A 26,746-nucleotide genomic window follows, 5' to 3' on the forward strand; every position below is an offset into this window, starting at 1 on the left:
GCTTGGCGTAAACATTGCCGTCCAGCCTGCTGACCGCGCTCAGCGCTTTTTGTCCGGGATAGCCGTAGTGTATGCTCAGCTTGCTCTCCTCCTGCTGCCCATAAGCAGCTTGGTTCCCCCTCCGATCAGCACCACGGACACGATTACCGTACGCAGGTGAGTATCAATCCGTTCCTGCAGGCGCAGCTCTGGTAAACGCATATCAATAAACGGCACAACTATGTTCATCATCACAAAGTACAGACCCATGCAAAGCAATATCAACCCGAGCAGCTTCTGATGCTGCGCAAACATTTCCAGAATCGGTCTGTCCTCCAGCGGCTCCCGCTCATAGCGGCTTGCCTGCTGCAGTCCGTCAAAGAAGCTGTAGAACCAGATGACGGGAATGAGGAACAAAAACACGCTCAGTCTAAGGACATCAAGGACATATATCCCCCCGACAAACAGCAGCATGAGCTGCAGCCCGCGCTTTTGCAGTCCGAGATACATTTGACCAGCCCCCGGAAAGGCGGACAGAATCATGGCCAATACCTTGCTGCGCCGGCCTCCGGCTCTTCCGAGCTCAAATTCCTCGAACAGGGTGCGGTCGCTCAGTATGTCTCCCGCCTGCTTGTACTCAATGTACCGGAGAGCGTCAAACACACAGTAAAGCCAGATGACAGGCAGAATGCCGAGAAAGACAAGAAAGCTCTCTGTGCCAGTGATGACAGCAGCAAAGAAAGTCACAACACCAATGCCAAAAAAGGTGATCAGAAACGACAGCCCCCGCTGCATCAGGCCTATGTATAAATGACCCAATCCCGGGATGAACGAAAGCAGAATGGTATTGAGCTTTTCACTCTTCCTGGATACCGGCTGTGGGATATGCTGCTCATAATCCGGGAATGCATCCGGATAAGCACCGCCGCCTTCCCCGGGAGGACCATAGGGGTAACCCGCAGGCGGATAATAAGCATTCTGACTGCTGAGCAGCCTGAGCAGGAGATGCAGCATGCTGATGCCCCATACCGCTACTGCCCCCAAAAACGTCAGCAACAAAAAGAAATCTTCATCGCCGATGGCGCACAGAAGCGCTCCTCCTGTTATACCGCCAAAAAACAGAAGCATATATATAAATCCAGCAAATTTCCTGTTCCAATAAAAGAACCCGAGACCAGGCACCATATTCAAAAGCAGCGCCAGCAGCCTGCTCCGCTGAGGATCCGGCATAATTTGTTCATCCTTTCTGTATTATCATTTAAATCCAAGGTCTGAAGCGGTGCGGTCCGCTACTGCTTCATCCTGTCCAGCCAGCCGGTGGCTGCTTTCATTGCCTCAGCGCTGTACGAAGGGGCAGAGCTTTGCTCCAGCAGCAGCGAACGCTCTGCGGTCAGCTTGTCGAAAGCGCCCGAAAACAGAATCAGAAGCGTAATGCTTGCAGCCAACGCATAATGGAAAAAGGCGTGCTCATACCAGCGCTGCCCAGCCTGCTTGCCGGACGCTGCTTTGTTATTGCTGACCGGCAAACCGGCCATGACCCGCTCGGCAAATGAGACCGGATTGTCAAGCTCCGGCAGACGATCCTGCAGCCGCTCAAGCTCCTTCATGTATTCTGCAAAAGCGGCTTCATCCTCGAGCAGCAGCTGTTCTATGTAATCCGCCTGCTCTGCGGTGCAGCCGCCATGAATATAAGTCCTTATGTCCTGCGCTGATATGCTGCTGCCGCTATTCATCGCCATTCCTCCTCATTCCAATTGCGCCGAATCCATAGCCTTGCCCTGTACAATCGGGATTCGACCGTTTTTACAGCCACCTGCATCTCTTCCGCCAACTGTTCGTAGCTTTTGCCTTGCAAATAAAAGGCAGTAACCATTTCCTTATGCTGCTCGGGCAGCGATTCGATCTTATCTGCCAGCTCACTGCGCCGCTCCTGGCGAATCAGTCTGCCCAGTATATCCTCTTCGTGGGAAGGAAGAAGAAGCAGAGCTTCATCCGCTACAGTCATATCGGCCGTTCTGCGGCTGCGCCTTCGTTTGGTATCGATGGCTTTACGAACCGCTATTCTGGTCAGCCATGACTTAAAGCCTTCATTGCGGTACTGGGAAAGAGAAGTGTACACCTGTACGAACGTTTCCTGGGAGACATCCTCCGCTTCCTTTGCATCCTGAAGAACCGAATAGGCCGTCTGGTATACATGCCTGCTGTACCGGTCCACCAGCTCGCGAAAAGCGCTCTCTTCCCCGCGCCGGATCCGTGCGATTAACATGTCCGTTTCAATGACTGTCTCCTCCTTCCCAAACCTATAGACGCAACAGCCTGCAGCTCCCCCTGCAACTATTTATAAAAAGTTTTTATTTATTCCGTTATCGATTTAGATAAGCATGAGTATCAACTGCTGGTGCAGGAATTTGCCGCCATTCCGCAGCATGCTTCGATATGATCCGCAGCAGCTCGCTTAAAGCGGGTGACTGCCACTTTTTTGTATGATACACAACCTGTGTCGAGACACGCTGCAGGCTGTCATCCCAGTTCAGCCGCCGCAGCTTGCCCTCCTTCAGCTCATTCTGTACGGTTACGAGCGGTAATAATGACAGGCCGAGCCCTGTCATAACACACTGCTTGATGGCCTCGATGTTCCAGAATTCAAGACTCGGGTCCGGGAAAATTCCGCAGCTGTTCAGATGCTGCTCAAAGAGGGCTCTGTAAGTGCAGCCGGCTTCGGTATGCAGAATCGTTTCCTGTCTGAGATGAACGGGCTCCACATGTTCCAGTTCTGCAAGCGGGTGACCCGGCGGAGCGATCAACGCCATCTCCTCTTCGACAAGCAACTCGGTATGGAGCTCCTTACCCTCTGCTTCCGGCTGCAGCAAAAAAGCCAGATCCAGCTGCCCCGACCGGACCTGGTCCTTCAGCTCCCGGCATAAGCCAGGTTTCAGGGTGATTTTCACATTAGGATAACGGTCACGATATTCCCGCAGCACGGCAGGCAGACGGTACGCGGCCAGCGATTCCGGCGCACCGATCATCAGCGTGCCACCCATTTCTGTAACCGAATGGACAGCGTCTTTGGCCAAAGCATGCATCTTGGAAATTTCCTGGGCATAGGGCAGAAGCTTTCTGCCCGCATCTGTCAGCACAATTTTCTTGCCTATTCTGTCAAACAGCGGTGTGCCCAGTTCCGTTTCAAGCGCCTGAATCTGCGCCGTTATGCTGGATTGCGCATAATCGAGCCGCTGGGCGGCACGCGTAAAGCCTCCCTCTTCCACGACGACAAGGAATGTAAATAAATTGCGGGATTCCATAGCTCCTCCTCTTCCATCGATAATACCGATGCAAATGATTTAATAATTCCGTTTTTCCGATGAACCTATTATCTGTTAAGCTGGATTCAAATTCAAGAAAAGAGGAAAGACGTTATGGAACCCGACACATCTCAACAACAGCTGAAAAAAACAATCGGAACGCCTCAGGCCGTAGCGCTCTATATCGGAGCGGTCATTGGCTCAGGCGTGCTGATCGTACCCGGGCTCGCGGCGGAAATGGCCGGTCCTGCCTCGCTGCTGGCCTGGGGTTTTATGACCCTGCTTATTTTACCGATGGCCCTTTCCATGGGACTGCTCTCGGCCAAATACCCCAATGCCGGCGGTGTATCCCACTTCGTCACCCTTGCTTTCGGCCCCCGTGCCGGGGCTGTTGTCGGATGGTTCTTTCTGATGTCCGTGCCGATTGGGGGCCCTGTCGCCGCTCTTACCGGTGCCGGTTATTTGACGGCCGCACTGGGCTGGGGTGATCATGCGCGCATGATCATCGCTTCCCTGATCCTGGCTTGCGGTTTGCTGGTCAACTGGTTCGGGATGAAACTTGCCGGCCGTATTCAAATTGCTGTGGTCATCGCCATTGCAGCCGTGCTTTTAATCGCGTTTGCCCTCTCTGTGCCGCAAATGGAGGCAGCGCATTTTGCCCCCTTCCTGCCGCACGGCTGGCTCAACATCGGGCAGGCGGCGGCCATTTTGTTCTGGTGTTTTATCGGCTGGGAAGCCGTGTCTCATATGTCGGAGGAATTTAAAAATCCGCAGCGGGCGGCGGTAAAAGGGGTAATGATCGCTGCCGTTATCGTTGGCATCCTTTACTTCCTGTCCGCGCTGGCTGTCGTCGGTACGGGAAGCTATCTTGCGGGTGCTGACACGGCACTGGTTCATCTGATCAGCGCTCCACTTGGATACTTGGGGGCCTTGATTGTTGGGGTTATGGGTATTTTTATCTGTACAGCCACTATAATCGCTTATGTCGGCGCCGCTTCACGCGTGGCATACGCCTTGGCGCGCGAAGGAAATGCTCCGAAATGGATGGGCCGGGTGTCCGGTACTTACCATTCCCCTGCGGGTGGACTGCTCTTTCTGGGCGTTTCATTTGCCCTGGTCATGACGCTGTACGGAACCCGGCTGGTTTCGCTGACAACACTGATACAGCTGCCGAATGCCGCCTTTATTCTGACTTATTTGTGCGGTTGCGCCGCAGGAATCCGTCTGCAGAAGGCAGACCGGCGCGCGCTCGCTGTAAGCTGGATTTCTTTTATATGCACGGCTGCGGTTTTTCCTTTTACGAGCTGGGCGATGCTCTATCCCTGTGCCATTCTCGTCGTGTGCTGGGCTGCAGGTCTGTTGAAACCGCAAAAAAGCGGGCGCATTCGCGCACAGCTATCCGATCAGCCTCCGGCCGGCAAAAAGGCTTAAGCTGATTGCCCATAGCCCGACCTTTAAGCTCAACAACTTAAAAAGAGTCCCAGCAAACAAATTCAGCATCACCCTTACCTGCCGTTTTAATCGGCATTAGGGTGATGCTGAAATGTTTCCAGGTCAATTCTACGGTTGCCCAGCAGTTCAACTCCTTCAGATTGCAGAAACAGGCATTGCAGTTCAGCCGATTCGTCATCCTGGACGGCAATTTCACCCTTGGCATTGACCACACGATGCCATGGCAGTTGATATTTCCGGCTCATGGAATGAAGAATCCGGACGACCTGTCGCGCGGCACGGCTGCTTCCCGCTTCTCTGGCGATTTGTCCGTAAGTCATTACTTTTCCTTCCGGAATCTGTTGAATCACTTCAATGACCCGGGCTGTAAATGGTGTCAAGCTTAAATCCTCCTGTCCAAATAAGCTAAGTAATAGCGGATATGTATTATCCTAAAGAGAATTCGGCAGGAGTTCAAGCCGATCGTACCGCCGAGACAATCCTAGCGGACCACAGCGCCGTTATTTTGCGAAACCAGCAGCTTTCAGTGCTGTAACGGACACCACAACCCTTATTGTGCATTGATGTACACGTATCCAGCCTTTTTCAAGCAAATAACGGCTCTCCCGTCCGTTAAAAATGAAAACAGCGGCTTTCCAGGCAAATAAGGTCATTCAGGTCCGTTAGCTTCATACGGTCTGATCTATCGCCACCAACGTTCACGTGTTTTCGGGATCAATCCACTAGATTAAGGCTATGAGATCCCCTTCTATTTTTCCCGGAGCAGTGGTAGGGGCATATCGCTTTACAACGTTCCCATTCCGATCGACAAGGAATTTCGTGAAATTCCACTTAATTCTGTTGGAGAGAACTCCTTTTTTCTGCTCCTTCAAAAATGTAAACAGAGGATCTGCGTGTTCTCCATTCACATCAATTTTCGCAAACATGGGGAACTTCACTCCATAATTCAGCTGGCAAAATTGAGTGGTTTCTTCTATATTGCTAAATTCCTGATTATTGAATTGATCGCAGGGGAAGCCGAGAATCTCCACCCCTTTAGCTTCGTATTTTTCATACAGCTCCTGCAATTCTTTGAATTGTGGCGTAAAACCGCATTTGCTTGCCGTATTCACGATGATTAAAATTTTGCCTTCGTAATCTTTTAACGATCTTTTTTCCCCATTTGGCATTTTTGCTTCAAAATCATATACAGTCTTCATTATTAAATTCCTCCCAGATGACCCGGATTGGGGATGTATGATCCCCTTCTTCCTGATTGTAAGCCTTTGGTATTGACCTAACTCAATTATAACTCTTAACTGGTTAAGATTCATAACTTGTGTATACACATTACCTTTGGAGCATAATAACAGGGACATTTGAACAATGGAGGATTGTGCATGCTCGATAATCTGGAAAGCAATTACGACTGTGCCAACGCCGGTGAGGATCTGCGACAATTGAAGCAACAGCTTGCTTCGCTCCGTTCACAGAGCGCTGACGACAAGGAGACCCGTGAAACCATGAACCGGCTCGAAAATCAGATTTCGTTCATTATGAACAAATGTGATATCAACCATTCATGAACAAATAATGTAATCGCGGAACAAAGTCGGGTCCTGCTTGGGATCCGGCTTCTTATGTGCTCCTGTCACGGATAATTGTCTGGTTGTTTATCATCGAATTCGAAGTGCCGGCTAAAGTTAAGTGAAATCAAAAACTTTTGAGTTGAGTTTCATATACAACCTTATTCCGGTTATTTAACCGAGAATAAGGTTGTTTTTGTATAAGGACACAGGTATCCAGCTGCTGTGACATTTTGTTTACATGTTGATCAAACTTTAGCGACATCTTCCCGCTATATTGGAATACGGCATAACACCATCCATGTACAGACAAGGAACAATGATACAAGTTAAGCCATTAAGCCATAATCTTTTGAGGAGGAATGCAATTGTCAAACCGTATTAAACTGCCAGACGGGTCTGTCAGAGAATATGAAGCGGACGGCGCGCACGTTGAAATTGTCACCCGGGACTCTGCCGAGGGACAGGAGATCACACAAAGAAATTCACGAGGGACTGGGCGACTTGTAGCGCTTGATGCAACGCGGGGGTTGGCCGTCATAGGGATGTATTTACAGCACTTTGCGTTGAACGAAACGAATGCTTTCGTCTCCGGGAATACGACACTGTTATTTGTGCTCTGTGGCGGCATCTCGTACTCGATCATGGCGCAACGCATGCGAGAGCAAGGGACGGAGGAGACCGCGTTCCGTGCGCGGATGCTCGCTCGCGCAGTGTTTGTCGATATTATCGGATATCTCCTCATTTTACTGAATACCCCGTACGGAGTGATTTTGCCCGCTTATGCAGCGCTGTTCGTGCTGGCTCTGCTGCTGGTTCGCCGTTCGACGCGTGTGCTCTTTACCACAGCGTCAGCTCTGCTTGTGGCGGGTCCGCCACTGATGATTCTCGGAGGAAGCGTCCTGCCGAGAGCCCCTCTCCTCGGTGATATTGCTGGCGGACCGATGTCCGGGCTTGCACTCGCCCCCGCTTTCGTCGCCGGTATGGCGATCGGGCGCCTCAACCTCGCCAAGATGCGTACCGCCCTCTCACTCGCAGGCGGAGGCGCGATCATGCTCGCGGTTGGCAAAGGGCTGGGCACTTTCGTCCTTCCCGGGCTGAGCCGCTCCTTCGAGGAGTGGCTCGCAGGCGTACAAGGCGCCGTCGCCCAGCCGGATCAGTATGCAATCTGGCCTCTTAACACAGAACCGCCATTATGGCATATGCTGCTCTGGACAGCTCCGCACAGTGCGTCGACGTTCCAGACGCTGACGGGGCTGGGTGTAGCATTCCTGGTGCTGGGACTGGCGTGTCTCGTACCGAAAAAGACTGCTGTCGTGTTGATGCCTTTCGCAGCTGTAGGACGCGCAGCGCTGACGATGTATGCGGCTCAGTTCGTCGTGATATGGGGCCTTGAACTGGCTGGAATTGATTACGGTCTCGGGGGGATTCCTTTCGGCGATCTGCTCGTCGCTGCCGTAACGGTGGTTGTGGGTTGGCTGATCACGCGGCTCCCCGCCGGTCCCCTAGAGGCCACAATGCGGCACTTCGACCGGATGTTCAGCGCCTCGCGGAAAGCCACAACACCTGCGTCATCTTGACGGGGGGAATGACCACATTTCAGGTCGGTGGATTTCTTTTTTCGTAATATACTTTTTTCGACCAACCCGAATAACCTCCACGGCTGTGGAGGTTATGGTTAAATATGCCCTTACAAACAAAAACAACCCTATTCCGGCCCATGACCGAAATAGGGTTGTAATGCAGCAGAGCGAGCACTCTTGAGTTATGTTACTGAAATTCGATGATAAATGACTGTTTGTCCGGGGAATCCATATGTGTAACCTGGGAAGGAGAAAACAGCTTCTGTCCATAAATGAAGAGGCTGCTGTTGTTAAGATTCCAGTACATTTCAGTCGGCAGAATCCCGCGGTAAACGGGCTCATTATACAGAATATTTTTCCCCTGCATTTTCCCGGCATAGATAATATCCTGATCGTACAATGAGTAGGCAATACTTTTTTTGTCATGAGAAAATGTAAAGATGCCTACCTTTTCAAGCAGCACGGAGAGTTCGCTGTTTCGCCGGTCGTATTCGTATAAAGTACCGTCGGTTCCCAGGAATACAAACTGATCGTTGGTGATCCATGCATTTTCCTCTCTTCCAATCTGATGCTTATACTGAAGCTCAATATCGCTTCCGGTAACTGTGCCCATCATCATGTATGTTTTTCCGGGCTGATCATCGGGGTACACAGTGAACAGCACGCCCCGGCCATCATCTGAAACATTGATGCTCAGGAGTGTATCTCTCTTCCCCTTGGGAAAATCCTTCAGCTGATATGTCTTGGAAGTTTGGGTCCCGATATCATATAAACGAAGGCTGTCGCCCCCACTCTGAGAAGGATCGATCACCAGATAAGCGAGGTATTTGCTGTTGCTTGACCAGGCGACATCCTGCAGAAACAGCTGGTCGCGGAGGCTGAACTTTGCCACTTCCGTTTCTTTCCCGTCCGATAATGATATCAGCTTCAGGGTTATTCCCGAAGCAGATGTGGAGCTTTCGCAGATGTGCTGCCCGTCAGGGGAAAGCGTCATTTGAGAATGCTCAACCTGAATTCCCGGAATCTGCTCGCTTTTCTCATAAGGATAGGTCAGACGCTTTAGCATCATATGCCCAGGAATGCTCATATTTTTGAACGCTGCAACTACAGAGCTGGAAGAGGACCAGCCCAGCAATTGACTGGCATTTGCGAAATCATCCGGGAGCCGGTAGATCTTCTTCACCTGAAACGGCCGGGAACTTTGATCTTCGGTGTTCACTTCTTCTTTGCCGGGAATAACAATCGTTTCTGTTTTAGGTCCTGAATTGCAGCCTGACAGCAGTATGAGGATCAACGAAAGTGTTCCTAGCCCTAATATAAAACGTTTGTATTTCATAATCGATTCTCCGTCCTCACGTTCTGCAAGCCTTCGAACTCCACTGTGACCCTCGTATGATGATTTTGGCTTACGATGAAGATCGTTCCGCCAAAGTCGTCCACGATAGATTTGACAATACTGAGCCCCAGTCCTACACTGCCCTCTTCCGATCCGCCGGGATGAGCCAGATAGAATGGCTGAAACAGGTTTGCAAGCTGCTCGGCCTCTATAGGATCGCTTGGATTATCAAAAACAAATCGAACCTGTCCGTCGGCATGCTCCGCCTTCACGGAAATTTCCGAGCGCGATAGGCTATATTTAATCGCATTGTCAAGCAGGTTGATAAAGAGCTGGCGCAGCCTGTCTCCTTGCCCGAATATGATCAAATCATCTTCGATTTCATACCTTATGCTTTTCTTGTATCGCTGCGCCCGAATGGCCATCGACTCGCATACATCCTGGAGGATCGGCCCGGCATCGACTTTGTCGGACTCATCGATCATGAAATTTTTACGCGAAACTTCAAGCAGCTTCAATACCATGGTATGAAGGCGTCTGCTTTCCTCGATAATGTGGTTCATTCCTTTTTCAAAAAAGCTCCGGTCCTGTTCACCGTTCTTCCTGATCAATTCCGCATACCCCAGAATCGAAGTTAACGGTGTCTTGAGTTCATGGGTCACATTGTCAAAAAAGTTTTTCTCCTGCTGGCGGAGTTCCTTGAGATGATCCCGGTCCTTTTTAATCGTGGCGATCTGCCTGCTGATTTGATCGATCATATCATTAAAATTGTCGGCCAGCCGGCCGATCTCATCTTCCCGGTTAAAACGGAGGCGTACGTCCAGATTCCCATTCTTCACCTCGGTGGAAGCCCGGGTCAGCTTGACAAGCGGAATGGTGATGTGCCGCGAGAGAATATAGGAAAACAGGAACGCCGCCGCAAAAATCGCAAACGCGATATAAAAGATAATGTCCAGGATCCGTCCGCTTTGCTGATAAAGAAGGCTGAAATCCTTGGAAAAACGCAGAATTCCCACCCTGGATCCATCAATCACGACCGGGTAGGAAAAAAGGACGGAGGCTTTATTATGCTCATAGGTAATGCTGTACGCTGTCTGGCCGTCGATCGCCTGCTTCAAATCACTTTCTTTCTCCTCCGAAAAAACGAACCTGTCCGAAGCATACAGTAATTCGCCATCTATTGTATAAACGCCGACACTGCTGCCCGTCGCATGATTCAAATCATTCGCCATTTCCTGGGCCATTTCGCCGAAGTATAGTTTATTGCTTGCAAAGTGGTTGATGAGAAAGGCTTGGCGTACGTATACATTGCTGTTGTTCTTAAGTCCTACTAAGTCCGATGTGACCAACTTTTGATTGCTTGTGCGGATGAACTCCTTGACAGTCTGATTAAGGACAATAAACGAGAGGGAGAAAATCAGAAAAAATCCGACAAGAAATTTAATGCTGATCTTTCGTCTCATTCCTCATCCACCTGTTTTACGAATTTATATCCAATGCCGAATACGGTCGTAATGAATTCGCTGGCATCAAGCTTTTTGCGAAGTCTTTGGATATGCGTGTCCACGGTACGGGTATCGCCGACAAATTGATATCCCCATACCATATCAAGCAGCTCCGAACGTGTGAACGTTCTGCCTTGATTTCCAATCAGGGTCATGAGCAAATCGAATTCCTTTGGCGTTAATTCAACGGCGTGGCCGTCTTTTTTGACAAGGTGTTCTTCTGCAATGATTTCGATTTGTTTAAAACGGATCACACCATTTTTCGATTCGTTTTGCTGTCCACTGTTCGCTTGCTCCACCCTCCGAAGAATCGTGCGGATGCGGGCAACCACTTCGCGCAGGTCGAAAGGCTTCGTGATGTAGTCATCCGCACCAAATTCAAGGCCAAGCACCTTATCGGTTATATCGGATTTCGCCGTAATCATACAGATGGGGATGTTGTAATTTGCTGTTACCTTTTTGCAAATATCCAGGCCGCTTTGGTCAGGCAGCATCCAGTCCAGCAGCAATAGATCGGGTTTAAATAGCTGCAGTTCACTCATTCCTGCTGCTCCATTCGCCGCAGTCCGCGTCTGAAATCCTTCCAGGGAAAGCCCATATGAAAGTAAATCGGCAATCGGAGTGTCATCTTCAATAATGAGAATTTTGGCTTTATTCATCATAATCTCCGTCTCTTTTCTATCTCATGCCACGGAAGATTCACGGCATCGTTACTTATGTTAACGATTCGTGTGTGAATAATCAAATATGCCCACGCCGGCCATCGAGCTTTCGCATACGACATTTCAGCCTAGGGAATTCGACCTCCTCAGAGGTCGAATAGCTAGAGTGAGATGGGTGTCTGGTGCCCGTTGCCTTTTCATACAGCTTTGCACGATTATCCCTTTTACTCAGAATGCAGGGTTGTGGGGGCTAAGGGAAGGAATGGAGAGAACTGAGAACAGAGATAAGAAAAAAAAAGGCAGCTGAAGTGGAATATTCTGCTTTGGATGAGAACATATATTTGCTAATTATAGATTCGGAGGTGAGCAGGTATGGAAGTTCAAGCGGCAACGAGAACCAGGGTCTTTTTATTTTTGCTGTGCCTTGTTCCCTTCCCTCCTTCTCTCTCTCGGTTTCACATCACCTAAACGCTCTGCTTTCTCCTAAGATCGTCTCATGATCTCGAACCGGTCTGCTTCTCCATAAGGCATGATCAAAAAATAATAGATCCATTCGGTTGTCCTGAATAGCGTAACAACAGGCATTTTCGTACCTCACTTGAGCCGTTATTTTCTTTAACGCGCTAAAGTATATTTTCGGTTCCCGGTTTTCTTTTTTTCTGTACCTGATCCAAAGGGATAATCATGCAAAGCTCTCGTTGTCATAAAATAAGTCCTCAACACACTCCGCCCTTTCGATCATAGATTAAGTTCAGCTTTCAGTATAATGACGTCGACCAGATAACCGAATTACTCATGACCACTTTTATTAAACGGTTATTTTCATATGTATGCCAGCGATCGTCGAGCCTTGGTGTGCCGTTCGGCTGCCAACATCGTATGGTTTAAACCCTATTCCAGTATAAAACAATAAAGCTCTCGTATTTATGTTATGACAGATGAGATGCAGCTCCTGAACCTTCAACTCCTCCCGGGCCAGCCTTAGCATATGCCTGATCAAAAATTCCGCTCCGCCCTTCCCCCTGTATTCAGGCGAAATAATGAAGTTGCCCAGCCAGCATTTATCTTCTTCCACATTATAAAAGTTGGCATACCCGGAGACTTGCCCATCACAAACCAGTACGGTCGGGCACCTTCTCTCCTTGGCTAGTTCCTCCAGCTGGCTGGCCGTAAGCGGAAAGCGCAGCTTGGGAGAAATAAAGAATAGCTCCTGTTCGCTGCGCGGAAAGGTGCTGATGATTTCAAAATCTTGTGCTGTTACCGGACGGCATGAAAAGATACTGTGTTGACCTTCGCTAACGCTTGTCATCATTTCTCCCCGTTCCATTTTTTTCGTTAGATTCGCTCTTGAACTTCCCGTACACTGTCGGAGGTGCCGATGCTATTCTTAAAATCAATATGCTTAAATCCCCATCCACACATATCGGTCAAAACAGAACTCAGCGTTTTCCCATGTTCGGATAGAGAGTATTCGACCTTCGGAGGGATCGTTTGGTACACTTTGCGAATGATGAGTCCGTCCCGCTCCAGCTCTCGGAACTGATTGGTAAGCATGCCTTGTGTCACATGGGGGAGCAGACGTTTTAACTCACCGAACCGTCTCGTTCCTTCGTGCAGCAAAATAAACAGGATAAGCGGCTTCCATTTGCCTCCTATGACCTGCAAGGTGGTTAATATCCCGTCTTTTTTATACAACGGATCCATATCGGCGTCCATATTCTCACCCCCTGATTTTGAGACTTTCCAAGTGCATACCTCTACTTTACCAAAGCATTCTGATTATAAATAGTACTACTTATTTTCGTACATAGTATGGTTCAACATACCACCTTTATCCTTGGCGGCATCAATCGTACTGTTTTGGAGACTAAGTACGAAAAAAAAGCGTACTTTTCAAAAATATCTTTCGCTTTAATAATGGGAGGTGCACATAAGCTGGTTGAAAAAACAGGAGGGAAACAAAATGAAAACTATGGTAATCGTGGCACATCCGAACCTGGAGGCATCCCGTGTCAATCGGGTTTTTATGCGAGAGATTCATAATCAACCAAACATCGATGTAAGAGACCTTTACAGTACTTATCCCAATTGGAATATTGACGTGGAAAAAGAACAGCAATTGCTCTTGTCGTACGACCGGATTGTTTTTCAATTCCCTTTCTATTGGTACAGCTGCCCCCCGTTATTAAAAAAATGGTTCGATGATGTATTTACGTACGGATGGGCGTTTGGACCGGAAGGAAATCATTTGAAGGGCAAAGAATTTATGCTTGCAACCACCACGGGAGGAACGGAACAAAGCTACCAAGCAGGCGGGGACAATTGGTTCACGCTCAGCGAACTTTTCAGACCGATTCAAAGTACCATTACCAGATGTAATGGTACCTATATTCCTGCTTTTGTTACCTATAATACTACTCATGGTACCGATGCCTATTTCACTCAAGAGGCGAAGAGATATACGGATTATATCCAAGCTTCTTCGAGCTTGCTCGTGCATTGATGCTTTCTTTCTTAATCGCTGAGCAGTGATGTGGAATGTAGCTTAACAGGCCGCCGATCAATCGGTGGCCTGTTTTTGTTACGTTGTTATTCCACCCCCGTCAAGCGTGCACTGAGCTCCCACAGCCTGCGCCGAAATTCGTCGTCATATGCCTATTTGTCGGCAGACGATTCCTTTTTTCGATCAAAGTATTTCCCTGTCACCCCTTCCAGTTCGGTCGAAACAGCCAGTTGGACAACCGCATCTGCGCCGGAATGGACGTTGCCCAGCGGAGTAACTCCGCTTTCGCGGACCATCTTTGTATCAAGGAATGTTCCGGGATGCAAGCAATTGCAGGTAATGCCAGTGCTTCGGAGAGTTTCGGCTAACTTGAACGTGAACGCAACGAGTGCCAGCTTGCTTTGCTGATAGGCTCCTAATGGAGAATAGCCTCTTTCCAGCATAAAGTTGGACAAATCAATCCGTGTCTGCCCGGCGGATGCAACGTTCACGATTCGTGCCGAATTTGCTTCCAGCATCGGCAGCAGCAAACCTGTCAGCAGAAACGGGGCCAAATAATTGACAGCAAGCACAAGCTCATGCCCGTCCCGGTTTAAGGCACGCTGCCCCGGCCCAGCGGTACCCGCGTTGTTGATCAGCACATCGAGACTGCCATACTCGTTCTGCACCTCCGCTGCTAGCCTCCGCACTTCAGCAAGCGATGAAAAGTCCGCCTTATGAAAACGAACTTTTTCGTTGTCCGTTAACCGAACGATCTGCTCCACCGCAGCCTTTCCCCGCTCGTCGCTTCTCCCGTGCACAATCACGGTCGCCCCTCGCGCCGCCAAATCGATCGCGGTCTGTTGGCCGATACCGTCCGTTGCTCCTGTAACAAGAATCGTTTGTTCATTGATTGGTTTCATGATGATCCCCCCGACTTCCGGCAATTTGGCAAACGGAATGTTACTCATTGTGAATGACCTCTCTTTCATGAATACAATTCGATTATATTATTAAAAATCGATTATGTAAATATAAATCGTTTAATCAACTTATTGTCGAACTTATCCTTTGTTTTTTTATAAATTTAGTGTAAACTATTTGAACGTGTATAATCCCGATTTCGTGAAGGATGGTGTTGGCTGCATGGCCAAAAGAAACGGTTCGTCCACTTTAAGCGAAAATGTCACGAAGAAGCTGCAGTCCGAGATTCTTGCCGGACAATATGAACCAGGCTCTCCATTAACCATTTCGGAATTAGCCAAAGGTTTCGATGTCTCGGTAGCCGTCGTGCGAGAAGCACTGACCCGGTTAGCGACCCAAGGACTCGTCTTGCAAAACCCGAATCACGGATTTTCAGTGAGAATGGCTTCGGAAGAAGAACTGAATAGCATTATAGAAGCGCGGTTGATCAATGAATCTGCTGCATTGCGCCTCTCCATCGCCCATGGTGATCTCACATGGGAATCCAATGTCATCGCCGTTCATCACAAGTTATCGCAAACGCCCGAGTACAAGGAAGTGAATCACAAGCTTGCCGTTCGCGAAGAGTGGTCAGATATACACCGTCAATTTCATTACGAATTGATCGCCGCATGTCCAAATCCGGTTCTCCTGGATTTCTGCAGACGCCTTTGGGACTTGAGCGATTTTTATCGACATTATTCAACCCCACAGCAGCAAGTTCGCGATGGCCGCGCCGAACATAAAGAATTGATGGATGCCGTGCTTAACCGTGACAGCGACCGTGCCGTCGAGATCTTCAGGACGCACATTCAGCTCACCGCGGATATCCTGTTTGACAATCGGTAAGGGAATGATGCCCGCAAGCTGCCGGCTTAGCCCTGCCAATGATCATGTTTGCCTTGTTCATTTGGATTTCGTTATGGGTGGAGGAGTAGGCTTCCGTTACTTTTTAATATTCGGATTCACGGCCAAGATGGTTTCCGCCATTTCCCATAAACGGGGCAAAAAATGAATCGTCTCCTTCGCCCTGCGGCTAAAATCCTCTCTTGCAGTCATTCCAAGATTAGACAGCATGGCCTCAAACGCCGGAGCAAATGTTTGCTGCAGGCCGGAAGGCGCGTCTGCCGCCATAATTTTATGACAGCGCGCAAAGGTGGCGGTCATCCAGAAGACCGCTTCGCGGTGGTATCCGGTGCGGATCAACTCGCGGCTGCCGTCAATGACGACCGGGCGGGCAGAGGCAGTGATATCGGAGCTGAAGAAAAACGAAGTTTTGGCGACACCAGCAGCTGCATCAAATGTCTTTTCCAGCTCAATGAGATGAGCTTCAACTTGCTGAGGGGACATGCCAGTACAACCAAGTTGATCGAGAAAGCGCGGATAATGCTGCTCCAAACCATACTGGGCGAGCACATTTCGGGCAGTAGAATAACGGAGACGCACGGTCGGATTGCGCAGCGCCGCCACCAGAATCAGATGGGTGGCCACTCCGGTCGGAAACAGCCAGGAGGTGGCCAGATCGTGCAATGGAGCATTTGTGTCGATAGCCCTCAGACCCTCTGCAATTTTCTTCATGACATTCTCGCAGCGCCTGCGCACCCAATACATATCGTTGAATTTGAGAGCAACCTGGGATTGCAGCGCGCGCAGCCTCCCGCTTGGGTCGTCAATAATCGTATTCAGGCGAAAGCTCCCTGCCAGATGATAGGAAGACAACACCTCTTCCACCACGGCAAACTGCTGCATGGACAGATAAGTGACTTCCAGAAGCACACCGCAGTGCACCAGCTTGCCAGGCTTTAACGGAGGCTCGGTTAAAGCGGTAACCACCACGATGTCAATATCGGAAAAAGCCGGCAACTCCAGCTCATCAGACAGCCCCACTGTAGACCCGCTGTAATAGGCCCCCATATAACCTTCCGCAGAGTGGGCATGCCGGACGACCCAGTCAACAGCGGCACGTCTTGCTTCTCCAATTTTCATTAGCAGCACACCTCTCGTTTGTCAGTATAATCCACCAAATCTTCGCATCCTGCAACCTTTTTGAACTCCCTCTTTTAATGGTTGTTCAGATGGATTTTATAGTAGGCCTTCCGATAATCCGTAGGCGTCATCTGCACGTATTTTTTGAAGAGGCGCATAAAATATTTTTCATCCTCAATCCCCACCGTGGCGGACACCAGTTTGATACTGGCAGAGCTGCGGGACAGGATGTCCTTGGCTTTGGCGATTTTTAGCAGATGAATGTATTCCTGCAGGTTATACCCGGTCTTTTTCTTGAAAAACCGCGACAGATAGTCGCGGTTATAATTGAACCTGCGCGCCACATCGGCTGCCGAAATGTCCTGCGCCGCATGGATGCGCACCCATTCTATAATTTCCGCAATATTGCGGTCCCCTTTATTTTGCTGGGCGCTGCGGTACACGTCCGTAATCGTCTGCTCTGTCAGTTCAATCAGCAGGGAAGTCGTCAAATAGTGGGCGCTTTGCAGGGAATAGTAGTTGGAATTCACGACATGCTGGAGCTGCTGAAACAGGATGTTAATCCGCTCCACCGCCTGGGGCGTGCACATCAGGGGGAGATACATATCCGTACAATTGCGGTCCGCATCCGGCTCGTTCAAAATCTGCCATACACGGGCCATCTCCTGCTCATCCAGCCACTCTGCCTGTGCTGACGGGATGAAGTGAAACCAGTAAAAAGAGACTCCCTCCTCGCACGGTTTATGTCCGTAATGAACAAGTCCGGGCTGCAAAAGCAGCACCTGTCCCGGCTGCAGCTCATACTCAACCTCATTTTGCGTAATATACAGCGTTCTGTGCACCCCGATCAGCACTTCATAAGAATCGATACTCCGTTTGCTGTGGGTCCAGGGCACATTGGAAATAAAATGTCCGCATGATATGAATTCGACCGGATTTCTGATGTCTGTCTTTAGAAACTTCATAACCTCAGCTCCTCGAACCTTTGATCCGCGTTCGCCATTCCATTGGTCAATATAATCCACCTTTTCTGTCACAACAGCTACTTACATCAAAAAGCAATCATGTTATGATTTTTCGTGCAAGCGCTTGCAACTAATGAAAATACTTTTTTCGTTCCGTACCATCCTATCTGCGTTCATTGAAGGAGGGTCATTTTGTGAGAAAGCTACAACTGTTAATCATTGTCCTGGTGTGCGCACTGTTTGCCTCAGGTTGCTCCGGAGGTACATCTCCAGGCGACGGCGCGGCAGACAGCAACAAGACAGACGGAGTCGTCACCCTCAAGTTTATGGGCTGGGAAGCCAGTCCCCTCGAAACGCAAAGCGTCAAGCAAGGTCTGGAAGTCTTCATGAAGGAGCATCCCAACATTAAAGTCGAATATCAGCCCGTGCCGCAGGCGCAGTACGTGCAGAAGCTGCTGACGATGCTGGCCGGCAATTCCGCACCAGACGTCTTTTTTCTCGGCTCGGCGGAATACCGGTCTTTTCAGAAACGGGGGGTATTGCTGGATTTAACGGACCACTTCCAGAAGGATCTTTCACTGGATGAATTTATCCCTTCCTCGGCAAGCATTATGCAGGTTGACGGAAAAATATTCGGCGTAAGCAGCTGTACGGTTTCCCCTGTACTCTACTATAATAAGCAGCTTTTTGACAAGGCGGGCATCGCCTATCCACCAAGCGATCCGGCCAAGGCATGGACTTGGGAGCAGTTCCGCGATACCGCCAAGCAGCTGACTATAAAAGATGGCGACAAAGTTACGCAGTACGGGGCATTTGGCCTCGAAGCGTTCGCTAACACAACCGCCGAAATTTTATCCAACAACGGAACTCTCTTCAATGAAGATGGCACAAAAATGGCCATCAATACACCAGAAACGAAAAAGGTGCTGCAGTCCGTTCTCGACCTGCGGCTCGTCGACGGCGCCTCCCCCACCGCGAAGACACTGGAGAGCATCGGCATGAAGCCTGCCCAGATGCTGCAGACAGGCAAGGTGGCGATGATGGTCGACGGTTCATGGGCGCTGCAGGAGCTAGCGAGCATGGGCTTTCCTGTAGGCGTGGCGGCCTTGCCCAAATTTGAGCGCGCGGTCACTCAGGGACAGGCGCATCTGCACTCGGCCGCGGCCAATACGAAGCATCCGCAGGAAGCCTGGGAGCTCGTGAAATTTTTATCCTCCGAGGAATATCAGATCGGGCTAGTGAAGGAAGGCTTATGGATGCCGAACCGGACGGATCTGTACACCGAAGAAGGCATTACCAAATGGTATAACGACAAGGTTCATCCCGCAGGCTTCAAAGAGCTGGTTCCTTTCTTCAAAGATGCGGAGGCCTATCCTTTCTCCCTGATCCGGCAAAATAAAGTGAACGATATTATTACCGAAGAGACGGATAAGCTGTGGTATTCCGGCCAGTCGGTGGATGACACGCTCGCCAATATTGAGACAAGAGCCAATGTTGAGCTTGCCCAATGATTTTCTGGCCAATCAGCACATATTCTGACGGGCGCGCCCGGTGCGGCAAGCCGGGCCCCGTTGCGGAGGTGACCCCGTATGCATCCGAATCAAGGTTTGGCCGACCCTGGCATGGCATCCGTGGAACCGCACACGCCGGGCCGAAGAAGCAGGCTTAAGCGGTTATTTTATAAAGACGGCACCTGGGCGTTTCTGCTGCTGCTGCCCAACCTGCTCGGATTTCTTGCGTTTACGTTTCTGCCGGTGGTTGCATCTTTTTTGCTGAGCTTCACATCCTGGGATATGCTGAGCCCCATTCAATGGGTCGGTCTGGATAATTACGCCGGATTGATACATGATGAGACCTTCATCAAGGTATTCTGGAACACCCTTTATTTCTCGGCCGTTTCCGTTCCATTGGGCATTGTATTGGCCTTATTTCTGGCTGTGGCCCTGGATCAGAACATCAAGTTCAAGAAATTTTACCGCGCCGCCTACTTCCTGCCGGTCATTTCCTCCATGGTGGCCGTGGCGGTTGTGTGGCAGTGGATTTACAATCCCGAGTACGGCATTCTCAATTATTTCCTTGGCTTCTTCGGCATCAAAGGACCGGATTGGCTGACCAGTACGGTGTGGGCCATGCCTGCGGTCATCATTACAAGTGTGTGGAAAAACATCGGCTTTAACATGCTGCTGTTCCTGGCTGGCCTGCAATCGATCTCCGAGAGTTATTACGAGGCCGCGGAAATGGACGGCGCCCGCTGGTATCACAAATTCCGCTATATTACCGTTCCGCTGCTGTCACCGACGACTTTTTTTGTGACCGTGATGTCTGTGATCAGTTCATTTCAGGTGTTCGACACCGTGTTCCTCATGACCCAGGGTGGGCCGGCGCGTTCCACTTCCGTCATCGTGCATTATCTCTATGAAACGGCATTTAAGTATTTCAATATGGGATATGCAAGCGCCATGGCCTATATTCTGTTTTTCCTGGTGCTGCTGATTACCCTGTTCCAGTTCTGGCGTCAAAAAAAATGGAGTATTTATTGAGGAGGGTGAGCCGTGAAAACGAATCTGGGGCTGAAAATTGCCGCACACGCCGTGCTGCTTGCAGGTGCCATCACGATGATCCTGCCCTTTCTCTGGTCTGTCAGCACCTCGCTGAAAAACATCAGTGAAGTGTTTGTGTTCCCGCCCACACTGTTCGGTGAGTCCATTCAATGGGAAAATTATTTGCGCATCTCGGACCGTTTCCCGTTCATGACATATCTGCTGAACAGTGTTAAAATCACCGTGATCGCGGTGGTGGCCCAATTGATCACCAGCTCCATGGCCGGATATGTATTTGCCAGGCTGAAGTTCAGGCACAGGGAGCTGCTGTTTGGCCTATATCTGGCTACGATGATGATCCCGGCCCAGGTGACGCTGATTCCCAACTTTATCATCATGCGGTTTTACAATCTGGTGGATACGCATTGGGCGCTTATTCTGCCCGCCCTTGTATCTGCTTTCGGTACGTTCCTGCTGCGCCAGTTTTTCCTCACCATTCCCGCCTCCCTGGAGGATGCGGCCAAGATCGACGGATGCACGCCTTTCGGGGTGTACTGGCGCATTTTCATACCCCTTTCCAAACCGGCCATGGCCACGCTCGGCGTGTTTGTCTTCATGGGGATGTGGAATGATTTCCTCTCTCCGCTCGTGTATATCAATTCGCAGGAAATGATGACACTGCCGCTTGGCCTCGCCTCCATGCAGGGCATGTACTCGACAGACTGGCCCGTTCTGATGGCTGGCACCGTCATTACGATCATTCCGCTCATTGCCGTGTTCCTGCTGGCCCAGGACTTTTTCATCAAAGGCATTACGCTGTCCGGTTTGAAGGGTGAATAAAAAAATCCATATCCGAAGGGAGCATGTCCATGAGCACGATGAATAATCAGGTACAGAAAAAGATGAATCCCCTAACCCTGCAGCAGGTGACGATCCAGGACCCTTTCTGGAGCTCGCGCGAGCAAAATGTAACCGAGACGGTCGTCCCCTATCAATGGGACGCCTTGAATGACAATATCCCTGGTGCGGAGCCCAGCCATACGATCGAGAACTTCCGTCTCGCCGCCGGTGAAGCACAAGGCGAATATTACGGCATGGTGTTTCAGGACAGCGACCTCGGCAAATGGCTGGAAACCGTCGGGTTCATTTTGTCCAGGGAACGGGACCCCGAGCTGGAAAAAACGGCCGATGAGGTCATTGACCTGCTGGAAAGAGCCCAGCAACCAGACGGTTACCTGAATACGTATTACACGGTCAAAAAAACGGGAGAACGCTGGACCAACCTGCGTGACAATCACGAGCTGTACTGTGCAGGCCATCTGATGGAAGCCGCCGTATCGTATTATCAGGCTACAGGCAAAAGAAAATTCCTCGACATCATGTCCAGATATGCCGACTATATTGCTACCGTCTTCGGTCCGGGGTCTGATCAAATCCAGGGCTACGACGGGCATCCTGAAATCGAACTGGCTCTTGTGAAAATGTATGAGGCCACAGGTGAGGCCAAATATCTGGAGCTGAGCAGCTTTTTCGTAGACCAGCGCGGACAGCAGCCGCATTTCTTTGATCAGGAAGCAGAGAAACGGCAGGAGAATACTTCCCGGAAACGCAGTTATGATTACTTCCAGGCCCATGCCCCGGTGCGTGAGCAGCAGACGGCGGAAGGCCACTCGGTACGGGCTGTCTATCTCTATAGTGCCATGGCCGATTTGGCGGTGAAGAACGGGGATCAGCAGCTGCTTGACGCGTGCAAACAGCTGTGGAAGGATACAACACGCCGCAAAATGTACCTCACCGGAGGCATTGGTTCTTCCGAATTTCAAGAAAGATTCACCGTGCCTTACGACTTGCCTAATGACCGTGCCTATGCAGAGACCTGCGCGGCCATCGGCCTCATGTTCTGGGCGCACCGGATGCTGCAGATCGAGGCGGACCGGGAGTATGCGGACATCATGGAACGAGCGCTGTATAATGGCGTATTGAGCGGCATTTCGCTGGACGGTAAAAGCTATTTCTACGTCAACCCGCTGGAAGTGTGGCCGGATACCGCCAACCACCGCCATGATATGTCGACAGTCAAGGTCACCCGTCAGCCGTGGTTCGGCTGCGCCTGCTGCCCGCCGAACATCGCGCGCCTGATCGCTTCGCTCGGCCAGTACATCTATTCGCAAAATGATGCGCGCAAGGAGCTGTACGTGCACCTGTATATCGGCAGCAACGCAGCGGTGGAGCTTGCCGGTCAGCAGGTACGGCTGCTTCAGACGACCAGCTATCCTTGGGACGGAACTGTCGAGTTAGAGCTGGACATGGACCAGGGGGCTGAATTCGCCGTTTCCCTGCGCATTCCAGGCTGGTGCAAGGCAGCCAAAATCGCCGTCAACGGCGAGGAAGTAACGGACACTGCAACGAACAGCGGGTATGCTTCCCTGCGCAGAACCTGGCAGCCGGGAGACCGCATCACCCTGGAATTGAGCATGCCGGTTGAACTCGTATTTGCCCATCCGGCGCTGCGGGAAAATGCGGGCAAAGCCGCTCTACAGCGAGGGCCGGTCGTCTTCTGCCTCGAAGAAGCCGACAACGGTGTCAACCTGCAGGATATTGAGCTGGCGGCGGACGCCAAGCTGAAAGCGGAATTCGATGAGAATCTGCTGGGAGGCGTAGTTGTCATCAACGGTACCGCAACCCGGTCCGACAGCCCTGCAGCCGATGCAGATGAGCTGTATGCCACCAGCCCGGCAGCACGGGTACCGGTTCGGATTACGGCCGTTCCGTATTATGCCTGGAGCAACCGGGCACCGGGAGAAATGACGGTTTGGATCCGGTGCCGCGCATAGGCCAAAATGCAGGAAAAAAAAGCGGGTGTTAGTGGAAATCATCCACCGACACCCGCTCTTTTAGCCGCTGCTTTTGTCACACCTTTTAGCCGAGAACTTATGATTCGTCCTGGTCAACCTGACCTCAGTTTATCGGAACTCAAACCCGTCATAACCCTTCTTGATGATTTCGTCGCAGAAAGCGCGATAGCGGTCCCCACCACCTAAATAGATCATGCATGTGCGAGGCTTGTCCTTTACGTTTGATCCCATGTACCATGAATCCGCCAGCGGGTATAGCCCCTCCGAAGCGACTTGGTCGATGTGCGCCTGCCATTCATCTTCCGTTGCAGCTGCGGGCTCCACCTCGACGATGTCATTCGCCACCATGAAGCGGATCATCTCTGTGGCGAAGTCAACTTGATATTCGATTAACGGTGGAATATTTTGCAGCGGGCAATGAGGCCCAGCGATCATGATGAGGTTGGGAAAGTGTTGTATCCCGATCCCCAGGTAGGTGCGAGGGCCTTTCGACCAGTGTTCCGTCAAGAGCCTTCCATCCCGGCCGACAACACCCATCCGCATCATCGGCCCGCTCATGGCATCGAACCCCGTGGCAAAAATCAGGACGTCGAACTCGAACGAGCGCTCGCTCGTTCGCAGTCCTGTTTCGGTAAGCTCCTCAATGGGTGTAGACCGGACGTCGACAAGCTCGACGTTGTGCTGGTTAAAGACCTCGTAGTAGTTGCTCTCGAATGGGGGACGCTTGGTGCCATAGGGATGGTGACGGTGAGATAACATCTCGGCCGTCTTCGGGTCCTTCACCCGCTCACGAATTTTTGCGCGAATGTACTCGGCTACGGTGTCATTCGCTTGCTTGTCGAACATAATGTCCTGGAAACTATCGACATACAGCCGGTATCCACCCCCGTTCCAGCACCTGTCGTACACCTCGCGGCGCTCCAACGGCGAGACAGCGAGAGCGGACGGCTTCGGTCCGTCATATGGGGGGGATGCCTAAAAAGTGGTTGCGCGCTGCTTCACGGATCTTCGAGTATCGTTTTTTGACAGACGCCAGTTCCGAAGGAACCAGCGGACCGTTGCCAAGCGGTGTTGCGTAGTCCGCCGTCCTCTGGAAGACCGTGAGGTAAGCGGCATCCTTAGCGATTTCCTGGATCACCTGGATGCCCGATGGTCCGGTGCCGATGACAGCCACTCGTTTGCCCTTCAAGTCCACATCTTGGTGTGGCCACCTCGCGGTCATATAGACTTCGCCAGAAAATTTGTTCATTCCAGCGAAATCCGGAACATGGGGCGCGGCGGTCAGGGGTCCTGTGGCGGAGATGACCCATCGGGCGCGCGCTGTGTTCCCGTCGTCGAATCCGACCTGCCACTGATGGGCTTCCTCGTCCCACACCATCGAGGCCACCCTCGTATTGAACTGGATGTCCCGTCGAAGATCGAAGCGGTCGGCGACATGATTGAGATAGGCAAGGATCTCGGGCTGCGACGCATATCGTTCGGTCCACTCCCACTCCTGCTGGAGTTTTTCCGAGAAGGAGTACGAATAATGGATGCTCTCGATATCGCAACGGGCTCCGGGGTACCGGTTCCAGTACCAGGTTCCGCCCACACCCCCGGCGGAGTCATACGCACGGACGGTGAGTCCCAGATGGTCACGCATGCGATACAAGGCGTACAAACCGGCAAACCCGGCACCGATAACGATGACATCGAAGTTGGGGACTTGCGTCGCATCCCCCATCTTGGTCTGATTCAAGTTAGACAACATAGACTGATCTCCTCTCTTAACTCGTTTTTTTAGACACCGCGGTCAACAGGGGACGAGCCGCAATCCCATCCTTCGGCAATAACAAACTTTTAATCCATCCACCGTGACCAACAAATCTGTATATAATTGGGATTCATCACCGCCATGAACCTCTTCGACAAATACCTCGTAGATCACCTCCTTAGTGAAGAAACCTACCTGCGATGATGATGTCAACCGCCGATCATATGAAATCCTGAGTCAACATGCAAGATCTCTCCGGTTACGCTTCTTGATAGATCACTGATAAAAAATAAGGTTGCATCTCCGACTTCGTCCTGGTCAACACCTCGACGCAGGGGGGCTTTTTCCTCGATGTCATGCATTTTTTGTTCAACACCGGAAAGAACTTTAGACGAAAAGGTAGGAACAATACCAGCAGATACAGCATTAACACGGATACCGTATTTGCCGACATCATCTGCCAAATAACGCACACTTGCCTCCAAAGCCGCTTTAGCAGCTCCCATTACGTTATAATTAAAGTTAGGCAGTATCCGTTCTGAACCCAAGTAAGTTTGCGTAACAATACTTCCGCCTTCAGTCATGAGCTCTTTCGCTGCTCTTGTTACAGCTACAAGCGAATAAGCGCTAATTTCTTGTGCCAGTAAAAAACCGTCACGGGAGATGTCTGTAAATTCTCCTTCAAGGTCCTCACCTCTGGCGAAAGCAATGGAGTGAACGAGTCCGTGAATCACACCGGCTTCATCCTTGATGTTAGCAAAGGCTTCCTGAATGCTTTTATCGCTTGCCGCATCACAGGAAACAATTAATTTGGGTGTTATGTTATGTTCGTCCAGCAACCTAACCAGTTTTTTATAGGATCGTTCCCGTTTGTTCGTAAAGATTAAATTTGCTCCCGCATGATGTAAGGATTTTGTAATCCCCCAAGCAATGCTTCGCTCATTCGCGACCCCCATAACAACAACATTTTTTCCCTCTAATAAGCCCGGCATGTTCTACCTCCAGCATTTTGTTAATCACCTTCAACAAATGGAATCTATCGAAAAACAGGAAAAGAATTGTTCAGGTTCAACATGTATGACATGACTAGCGAAATCAGGGTTGTTTTCCAAGTATGGCTTCCCATATTTGCTTTTAGAAAACCTTATGTCCATATTTCGAATATGGAGGTCGTTGGTAATCATAGATCTGATCAACAATTGACCGGCTAAGGACCTTATTTGCGCCTCTTTTTTTTAAATTTTAAAATCTTGCATCTGTTATCATCATCAAGAAAAGTCAGCAATTCTTTGAAATGATCGCTTAAAATATTCGAATATAAATCAATGCTAAAAATAATTTCATGGTCATACTCCAAATCTCCTTAATCGCTGATACAGCCATGTATTTCAGCTTTGGCTACAACCTTATTCCCTACCATTGCCTCAGCTTCCGCGAAGATTGCATGATCAATGAGTCTTACGAACCTGCATTTATATATAACTTGGTCGCCTGGTTTTACTTTATCTAAAAACCTGGCCTTTTTAATTGCAGTAAACAGGAAGATTTTCTTCTCAGCGTCTTCTGTCTTGCCAATTGATAATTTATAAAGCAAAATGATGGATTGAGCCATACCTTCGATTAATAAAATACCCGGGAAAACCGGATTGTCAGGAAAATGCCCTGGAAAAAACCATTCATTGAAACTTACATTTTTCAAGCATGTGATATGATCGTGGAGTTCATAATCCAGTACCGAATCAACGAAAATAAAAGGGTAATCTTGTGGCAAGAGAGATCTGATGTCATTTGAACTTAGTCTCATGAATAGCCAACCTT

At 50.2% G+C, this 26,746-nt stretch carries 28 protein-coding genes; 9 read left to right on the forward strand and 19 right to left on the reverse strand.

Annotated features, from left to right (window positions below):
- Nucleotides 1-75: 75 nt before the first annotated feature.
- The 4 genes from ACE5LO_RS02190 to ACE5LO_RS02205 form a co-directional block, all read right to left on the reverse strand.
- Nucleotides 76-1,209 carry a hypothetical protein gene (locus ACE5LO_RS02190; RefSeq protein ID WP_375518439.1) on the reverse strand — a complete coding sequence of 378 codons (1,134 nt, stop codon included), beginning with the start codon at nt 1,207-1,209 and terminating at the stop codon, nt 76-78.
- A gap of 59 nt (nt 1,210-1,268) precedes the next feature.
- Nucleotides 1,269-1,712 carry a hypothetical protein gene (locus ACE5LO_RS02195; RefSeq protein WP_375518440.1) on the reverse strand — a complete coding sequence of 148 codons (444 nt, stop codon included), beginning with the start codon at nt 1,710-1,712 and terminating at the stop codon, nt 1,269-1,271.
- Nucleotides 1,709-2,245 carry an RNA polymerase sigma factor gene (locus ACE5LO_RS02200; RefSeq protein WP_375518441.1) on the reverse strand — a complete coding sequence of 179 codons (537 nt, stop codon included), beginning with the start codon at nt 2,243-2,245 and terminating at the stop codon, nt 1,709-1,711. The genes ACE5LO_RS02195 and ACE5LO_RS02200 overlap by 4 nt, the downstream gene beginning before the upstream one ends.
- A 97-nt stretch (nt 2,246-2,342) precedes the next feature.
- Nucleotides 2,343-3,281: a LysR family transcriptional regulator gene (locus ACE5LO_RS02205; RefSeq protein ID WP_375518442.1), complete on the reverse strand. Its 939-nt coding sequence runs from the start codon at nt 3,279-3,281 to the stop codon at nt 2,343-2,345.
- Nucleotides 3,282-3,395: 114 nt separating this feature from the next.
- Here ACE5LO_RS02205 and ACE5LO_RS02210 point away from each other — a divergent pair, with 114 nt between their 5' ends.
- Nucleotides 3,396-4,712, forward strand: a complete 1,317-nt coding sequence (locus tag ACE5LO_RS02210; protein ID WP_375518443.1) for an APC family permease — start codon at nt 3,396-3,398, stop codon at nt 4,710-4,712.
- An 86-nt stretch (nt 4,713-4,798) separates the two neighbouring features.
- Here the strand turns inward: ACE5LO_RS02210 and ACE5LO_RS02215 are convergent, their stop codons facing one another.
- Complete coding sequence (locus ACE5LO_RS02215; RefSeq protein ID WP_375518444.1) at nt 4,799-5,113, reverse strand: MGMT family protein; 315 nt, start codon at nt 5,111-5,113, stop codon at nt 4,799-4,801.
- 342 nt (nt 5,114-5,455) lie between these two features.
- The gene (locus ACE5LO_RS02220) at nt 5,456-5,932 is read right to left on the reverse strand and encodes a glutathione peroxidase (RefSeq protein WP_375518445.1); all 477 of its coding nucleotides are present in this window, start codon (nt 5,930-5,932) and stop codon (nt 5,456-5,458) included.
- A 180-nt stretch (nt 5,933-6,112) separates the two neighbouring features.
- Between ACE5LO_RS02220 and ACE5LO_RS02225 the strand changes: the two genes are divergently transcribed.
- Together ACE5LO_RS02225 and ACE5LO_RS02230 are read left to right on the forward strand one after the other, a co-directional pair.
- Nucleotides 6,113-6,298 carry a DUF2524 domain-containing protein gene (locus ACE5LO_RS02225; RefSeq protein ID WP_375518446.1) on the forward strand — a complete coding sequence of 62 codons (186 nt, stop codon included), beginning with the start codon at nt 6,113-6,115 and terminating at the stop codon, nt 6,296-6,298.
- 368 nt (nt 6,299-6,666) lie between these two features.
- Nucleotides 6,667-7,878 (forward strand): DUF418 domain-containing protein, encoded by a 1,212-nt coding sequence (locus ACE5LO_RS02230; protein WP_375518447.1) that lies wholly within the window; start codon nt 6,667-6,669, stop codon nt 7,876-7,878.
- A 190-nt stretch (nt 7,879-8,068) separates the two neighbouring features.
- On the opposite strand, the gene ACE5LO_RS02235 is transcribed toward ACE5LO_RS02230, so the two are convergent.
- The 5 genes from ACE5LO_RS02235 to ACE5LO_RS02255 form a co-directional block, all read right to left on the reverse strand.
- Complete coding sequence (locus ACE5LO_RS02235) at nt 8,069-9,217, reverse strand: WD40 repeat domain-containing protein (protein WP_375518448.1); 1,149 nt, start codon at nt 9,215-9,217, stop codon at nt 8,069-8,071.
- The gene (locus tag ACE5LO_RS02240; RefSeq protein WP_375518449.1) at nt 9,214-10,680 is read right to left on the reverse strand and encodes a HAMP domain-containing sensor histidine kinase; all 1,467 of its coding nucleotides are present in this window, start codon (nt 10,678-10,680) and stop codon (nt 9,214-9,216) included. Before ACE5LO_RS02240 ends, ACE5LO_RS02235 begins: the two co-directional genes overlap by 4 nt.
- A complete protein-coding gene (locus ACE5LO_RS02245; RefSeq protein ID WP_375518514.1) occupies nt 10,677-11,381 on the reverse strand; it encodes a winged helix-turn-helix domain-containing protein in 705 nt (234 codons plus the stop codon). Before ACE5LO_RS02245 ends, ACE5LO_RS02240 begins: the two co-directional genes overlap by 4 nt.
- 811 nt (nt 11,382-12,192) lie before the next feature.
- Entirely contained in the window at nt 12,193-12,696 is a 504-nt protein-coding gene (locus ACE5LO_RS02250) for a GNAT family N-acetyltransferase (RefSeq protein ID WP_375518450.1), read from the reverse strand.
- A gap of 23 nt (nt 12,697-12,719) precedes the next feature.
- Nucleotides 12,720-13,100, reverse strand: a complete 381-nt coding sequence (locus ACE5LO_RS02255; protein WP_375518451.1) for a winged helix-turn-helix transcriptional regulator — start codon at nt 13,098-13,100, stop codon at nt 12,720-12,722.
- A 247-nt stretch (nt 13,101-13,347) separates the two neighbouring features.
- On the opposite strand from ACE5LO_RS02255, the gene ACE5LO_RS02260 reads away from it, so the two are divergent.
- On the forward strand, nt 13,348-13,887 hold the full coding sequence (locus tag ACE5LO_RS02260; RefSeq protein ID WP_375518452.1) for an NAD(P)H-dependent oxidoreductase: 540 nt from the start codon (nt 13,348-13,350) through the stop codon (nt 13,885-13,887).
- A gap of 152 nt (nt 13,888-14,039) precedes the next feature.
- On the opposite strand, the gene ACE5LO_RS02265 is transcribed toward ACE5LO_RS02260, so the two are convergent.
- Nucleotides 14,040-14,837 (reverse strand): SDR family NAD(P)-dependent oxidoreductase, encoded by a 798-nt coding sequence (locus ACE5LO_RS02265; protein WP_375518453.1) that lies wholly within the window; start codon nt 14,835-14,837, stop codon nt 14,040-14,042.
- A gap of 175 nt (nt 14,838-15,012) precedes the next feature.
- Here ACE5LO_RS02265 and ACE5LO_RS02270 point away from each other — a divergent pair, with 175 nt between their 5' ends.
- Nucleotides 15,013-15,678 carry a GntR family transcriptional regulator gene (locus ACE5LO_RS02270; protein ID WP_375518454.1) on the forward strand — a complete coding sequence of 222 codons (666 nt, stop codon included), beginning with the start codon at nt 15,013-15,015 and terminating at the stop codon, nt 15,676-15,678.
- Nucleotides 15,679-15,774: 96 nt separating this feature from the next.
- On the opposite strand, the gene ACE5LO_RS02275 is transcribed toward ACE5LO_RS02270, so the two are convergent.
- Both ACE5LO_RS02275 and ACE5LO_RS02280 read right to left on the reverse strand, forming a co-directional pair.
- Nucleotides 15,775-16,815 carry a hypothetical protein gene (locus ACE5LO_RS02275; RefSeq protein ID WP_375518455.1) on the reverse strand — a complete coding sequence of 347 codons (1,041 nt, stop codon included), beginning with the start codon at nt 16,813-16,815 and terminating at the stop codon, nt 15,775-15,777.
- 74 nt (nt 16,816-16,889) lie between these two features.
- Complete coding sequence (locus ACE5LO_RS02280; RefSeq protein ID WP_375518456.1) at nt 16,890-17,780, reverse strand: AraC family transcriptional regulator; 891 nt, start codon at nt 17,778-17,780, stop codon at nt 16,890-16,892.
- Nucleotides 17,781-17,974: 194 nt separating this feature from the next.
- Between ACE5LO_RS02280 and ACE5LO_RS02285 the strand changes: the two genes are divergently transcribed.
- The 4 genes from ACE5LO_RS02285 to ACE5LO_RS02300 all read left to right on the forward strand — a co-directional run bounded on the left by ACE5LO_RS02285 (nt 17,975) and on the right by ACE5LO_RS02300 (nt 23,154).
- Nucleotides 17,975-19,291 carry an ABC transporter substrate-binding protein gene (locus ACE5LO_RS02285; protein ID WP_375518457.1) on the forward strand — a complete coding sequence of 439 codons (1,317 nt, stop codon included), beginning with the start codon at nt 17,975-17,977 and terminating at the stop codon, nt 19,289-19,291.
- A 111-nt stretch (nt 19,292-19,402) separates the two neighbouring features.
- A complete protein-coding gene (locus ACE5LO_RS02290; RefSeq protein WP_375518515.1) occupies nt 19,403-20,320 on the forward strand; it encodes a carbohydrate ABC transporter permease in 918 nt (305 codons plus the stop codon).
- 12 nt (nt 20,321-20,332) lie between these two features.
- Nucleotides 20,333-21,160, forward strand: a complete 828-nt coding sequence (locus ACE5LO_RS02295) for a carbohydrate ABC transporter permease (protein ID WP_375518458.1) — start codon at nt 20,333-20,335, stop codon at nt 21,158-21,160.
- A 29-nt stretch (nt 21,161-21,189) separates the two neighbouring features.
- Nucleotides 21,190-23,154 (forward strand): glycoside hydrolase family 127 protein, encoded by a 1,965-nt coding sequence (locus ACE5LO_RS02300; protein WP_375518459.1) that lies wholly within the window; start codon nt 21,190-21,192, stop codon nt 23,152-23,154.
- A gap of 129 nt (nt 23,155-23,283) precedes the next feature.
- Here the strand turns inward: ACE5LO_RS02300 and ACE5LO_RS02305 are convergent, their stop codons facing one another.
- The 5 genes from ACE5LO_RS02305 to fabZ form a co-directional block, all read right to left on the reverse strand.
- On the reverse strand, nt 23,284-24,084 hold the full coding sequence (locus ACE5LO_RS02305) for an NAD(P)/FAD-dependent oxidoreductase (protein WP_375518460.1): 801 nt from the start codon (nt 24,082-24,084) through the stop codon (nt 23,284-23,286).
- Nucleotides 24,085-24,133: 49 nt separating this feature from the next.
- Entirely contained in the window at nt 24,134-24,925 is a 792-nt protein-coding gene (locus ACE5LO_RS02310; protein ID WP_375518461.1) for a flavin-containing monooxygenase, read from the reverse strand.
- A gap of 212 nt (nt 24,926-25,137) precedes the next feature.
- Entirely contained in the window at nt 25,138-25,920 is a 783-nt protein-coding gene (gene fabI / locus ACE5LO_RS02315) for an enoyl-ACP reductase FabI (protein WP_375518462.1), read from the reverse strand.
- Nucleotides 25,921-25,950: 30 nt separating this feature from the next.
- Nucleotides 25,951-26,148, reverse strand: coding sequence for a 4'-phosphopantetheinyl transferase family protein (locus ACE5LO_RS02320; RefSeq protein WP_375518516.1), 198 nt, complete (start codon nt 26,146-26,148; stop codon nt 25,951-25,953).
- Between the two features lie 143 nt (nt 26,149-26,291).
- On the reverse strand, nt 26,292-26,732 hold the full coding sequence (fabZ, locus tag ACE5LO_RS02325; protein WP_375518463.1) for a 3-hydroxyacyl-ACP dehydratase FabZ: 441 nt from the start codon (nt 26,730-26,732) through the stop codon (nt 26,292-26,294).
- Nucleotides 26,733-26,746: the final 14 nt, after the last annotated feature.

Origin of the sequence: Paenibacillus medicaginis, assembly GCF_042138635.1 — a bacterium.
GTDB classification, from domain to species: Bacteria; Bacillota; Bacilli; order Paenibacillales; family Paenibacillaceae; genus Paenibacillus; species Paenibacillus medicaginis.

Coding starts and splice junctions, on each gene's coding strand:
- ACE5LO_RS02275 (WP_375518455.1), bottom strand. CDS start 16,815: ATGAAAATTGGAGAAGCAAGACGTGCCGCTGTTGACTGGGTCGTCCGG.
- ACE5LO_RS02260 (WP_375518452.1), top strand. CDS start 13,348: ATGAAAACTATGGTAATCGTGGCACATCCGAACCTGGAGGCATCCCGT.
- ACE5LO_RS02265 (WP_375518453.1), bottom strand. CDS start 14,837: ATGAGTAACATTCCGTTTGCCAAATTGCCGGAAGTCGGGGGGATCATC.
- ACE5LO_RS02235 (WP_375518448.1), bottom strand. CDS start 9,217: ATGAAATACAAACGTTTTATATTAGGGCTAGGAACACTTTCGTTGATC.
- ACE5LO_RS02225 (WP_375518446.1), top strand. CDS start 6,113: ATGCTCGATAATCTGGAAAGCAATTACGACTGTGCCAACGCCGGTGAG.
- ACE5LO_RS02300 (WP_375518459.1), top strand. CDS start 21,190: ATGAGCACGATGAATAATCAGGTACAGAAAAAGATGAATCCCCTAACC.
- ACE5LO_RS02270 (WP_375518454.1), top strand. CDS start 15,013: ATGGCCAAAAGAAACGGTTCGTCCACTTTAAGCGAAAATGTCACGAAG.
- fabI (WP_375518462.1), bottom strand. CDS start 25,920: ATGCCGGGCTTATTAGAGGGAAAAAATGTTGTTGTTATGGGGGTCGCG.
- ACE5LO_RS02245 (WP_375518514.1), bottom strand. CDS start 11,381: ATGAATAAAGCCAAAATTCTCATTATTGAAGATGACACTCCGATTGCC.
- ACE5LO_RS02290 (WP_375518515.1), top strand. CDS start 19,403: ATGGCATCCGTGGAACCGCACACGCCGGGCCGAAGAAGCAGGCTTAAG.
- ACE5LO_RS02255 (WP_375518451.1), bottom strand. CDS start 13,100: ATGGACGCCGATATGGATCCGTTGTATAAAAAAGACGGGATATTAACC.
- fabZ (WP_375518463.1), bottom strand. CDS start 26,732: ATGAGACTAAGTTCAAATGACATCAGATCTCTCTTGCCACAAGATTAC.
- ACE5LO_RS02210 (WP_375518443.1), top strand. CDS start 3,396: ATGGAACCCGACACATCTCAACAACAGCTGAAAAAAACAATCGGAACG.
- ACE5LO_RS02280 (WP_375518456.1), bottom strand. CDS start 17,780: ATGAAGTTTCTAAAGACAGACATCAGAAATCCGGTCGAATTCATATCA.
- ACE5LO_RS02195 (WP_375518440.1), bottom strand. CDS start 1,712: ATGAATAGCGGCAGCAGCATATCAGCGCAGGACATAAGGACTTATATT.
- ACE5LO_RS02205 (WP_375518442.1), bottom strand. CDS start 3,281: ATGGAATCCCGCAATTTATTTACATTCCTTGTCGTCGTGGAAGAGGGA.
- ACE5LO_RS02240 (WP_375518449.1), bottom strand. CDS start 10,680: ATGAGACGAAAGATCAGCATTAAATTTCTTGTCGGATTTTTTCTGATT.
- ACE5LO_RS02200 (WP_375518441.1), bottom strand. CDS start 2,245: ATGTTAATCGCACGGATCCGGCGCGGGGAAGAGAGCGCTTTTCGCGAG.
- ACE5LO_RS02250 (WP_375518450.1), bottom strand. CDS start 12,696: ATGATGACAAGCGTTAGCGAAGGTCAACACAGTATCTTTTCATGCCGT.
- ACE5LO_RS02310 (WP_375518461.1), bottom strand. CDS start 24,925: ATGTTGTCTAACTTGAATCAGACCAAGATGGGGGATGCGACGCAAGTC.
- ACE5LO_RS02220 (WP_375518445.1), bottom strand. CDS start 5,932: ATGAAGACTGTATATGATTTTGAAGCAAAAATGCCAAATGGGGAAAAA.
- ACE5LO_RS02190 (WP_375518439.1), bottom strand. CDS start 1,209: ATGCCGGATCCTCAGCGGAGCAGGCTGCTGGCGCTGCTTTTGAATATG.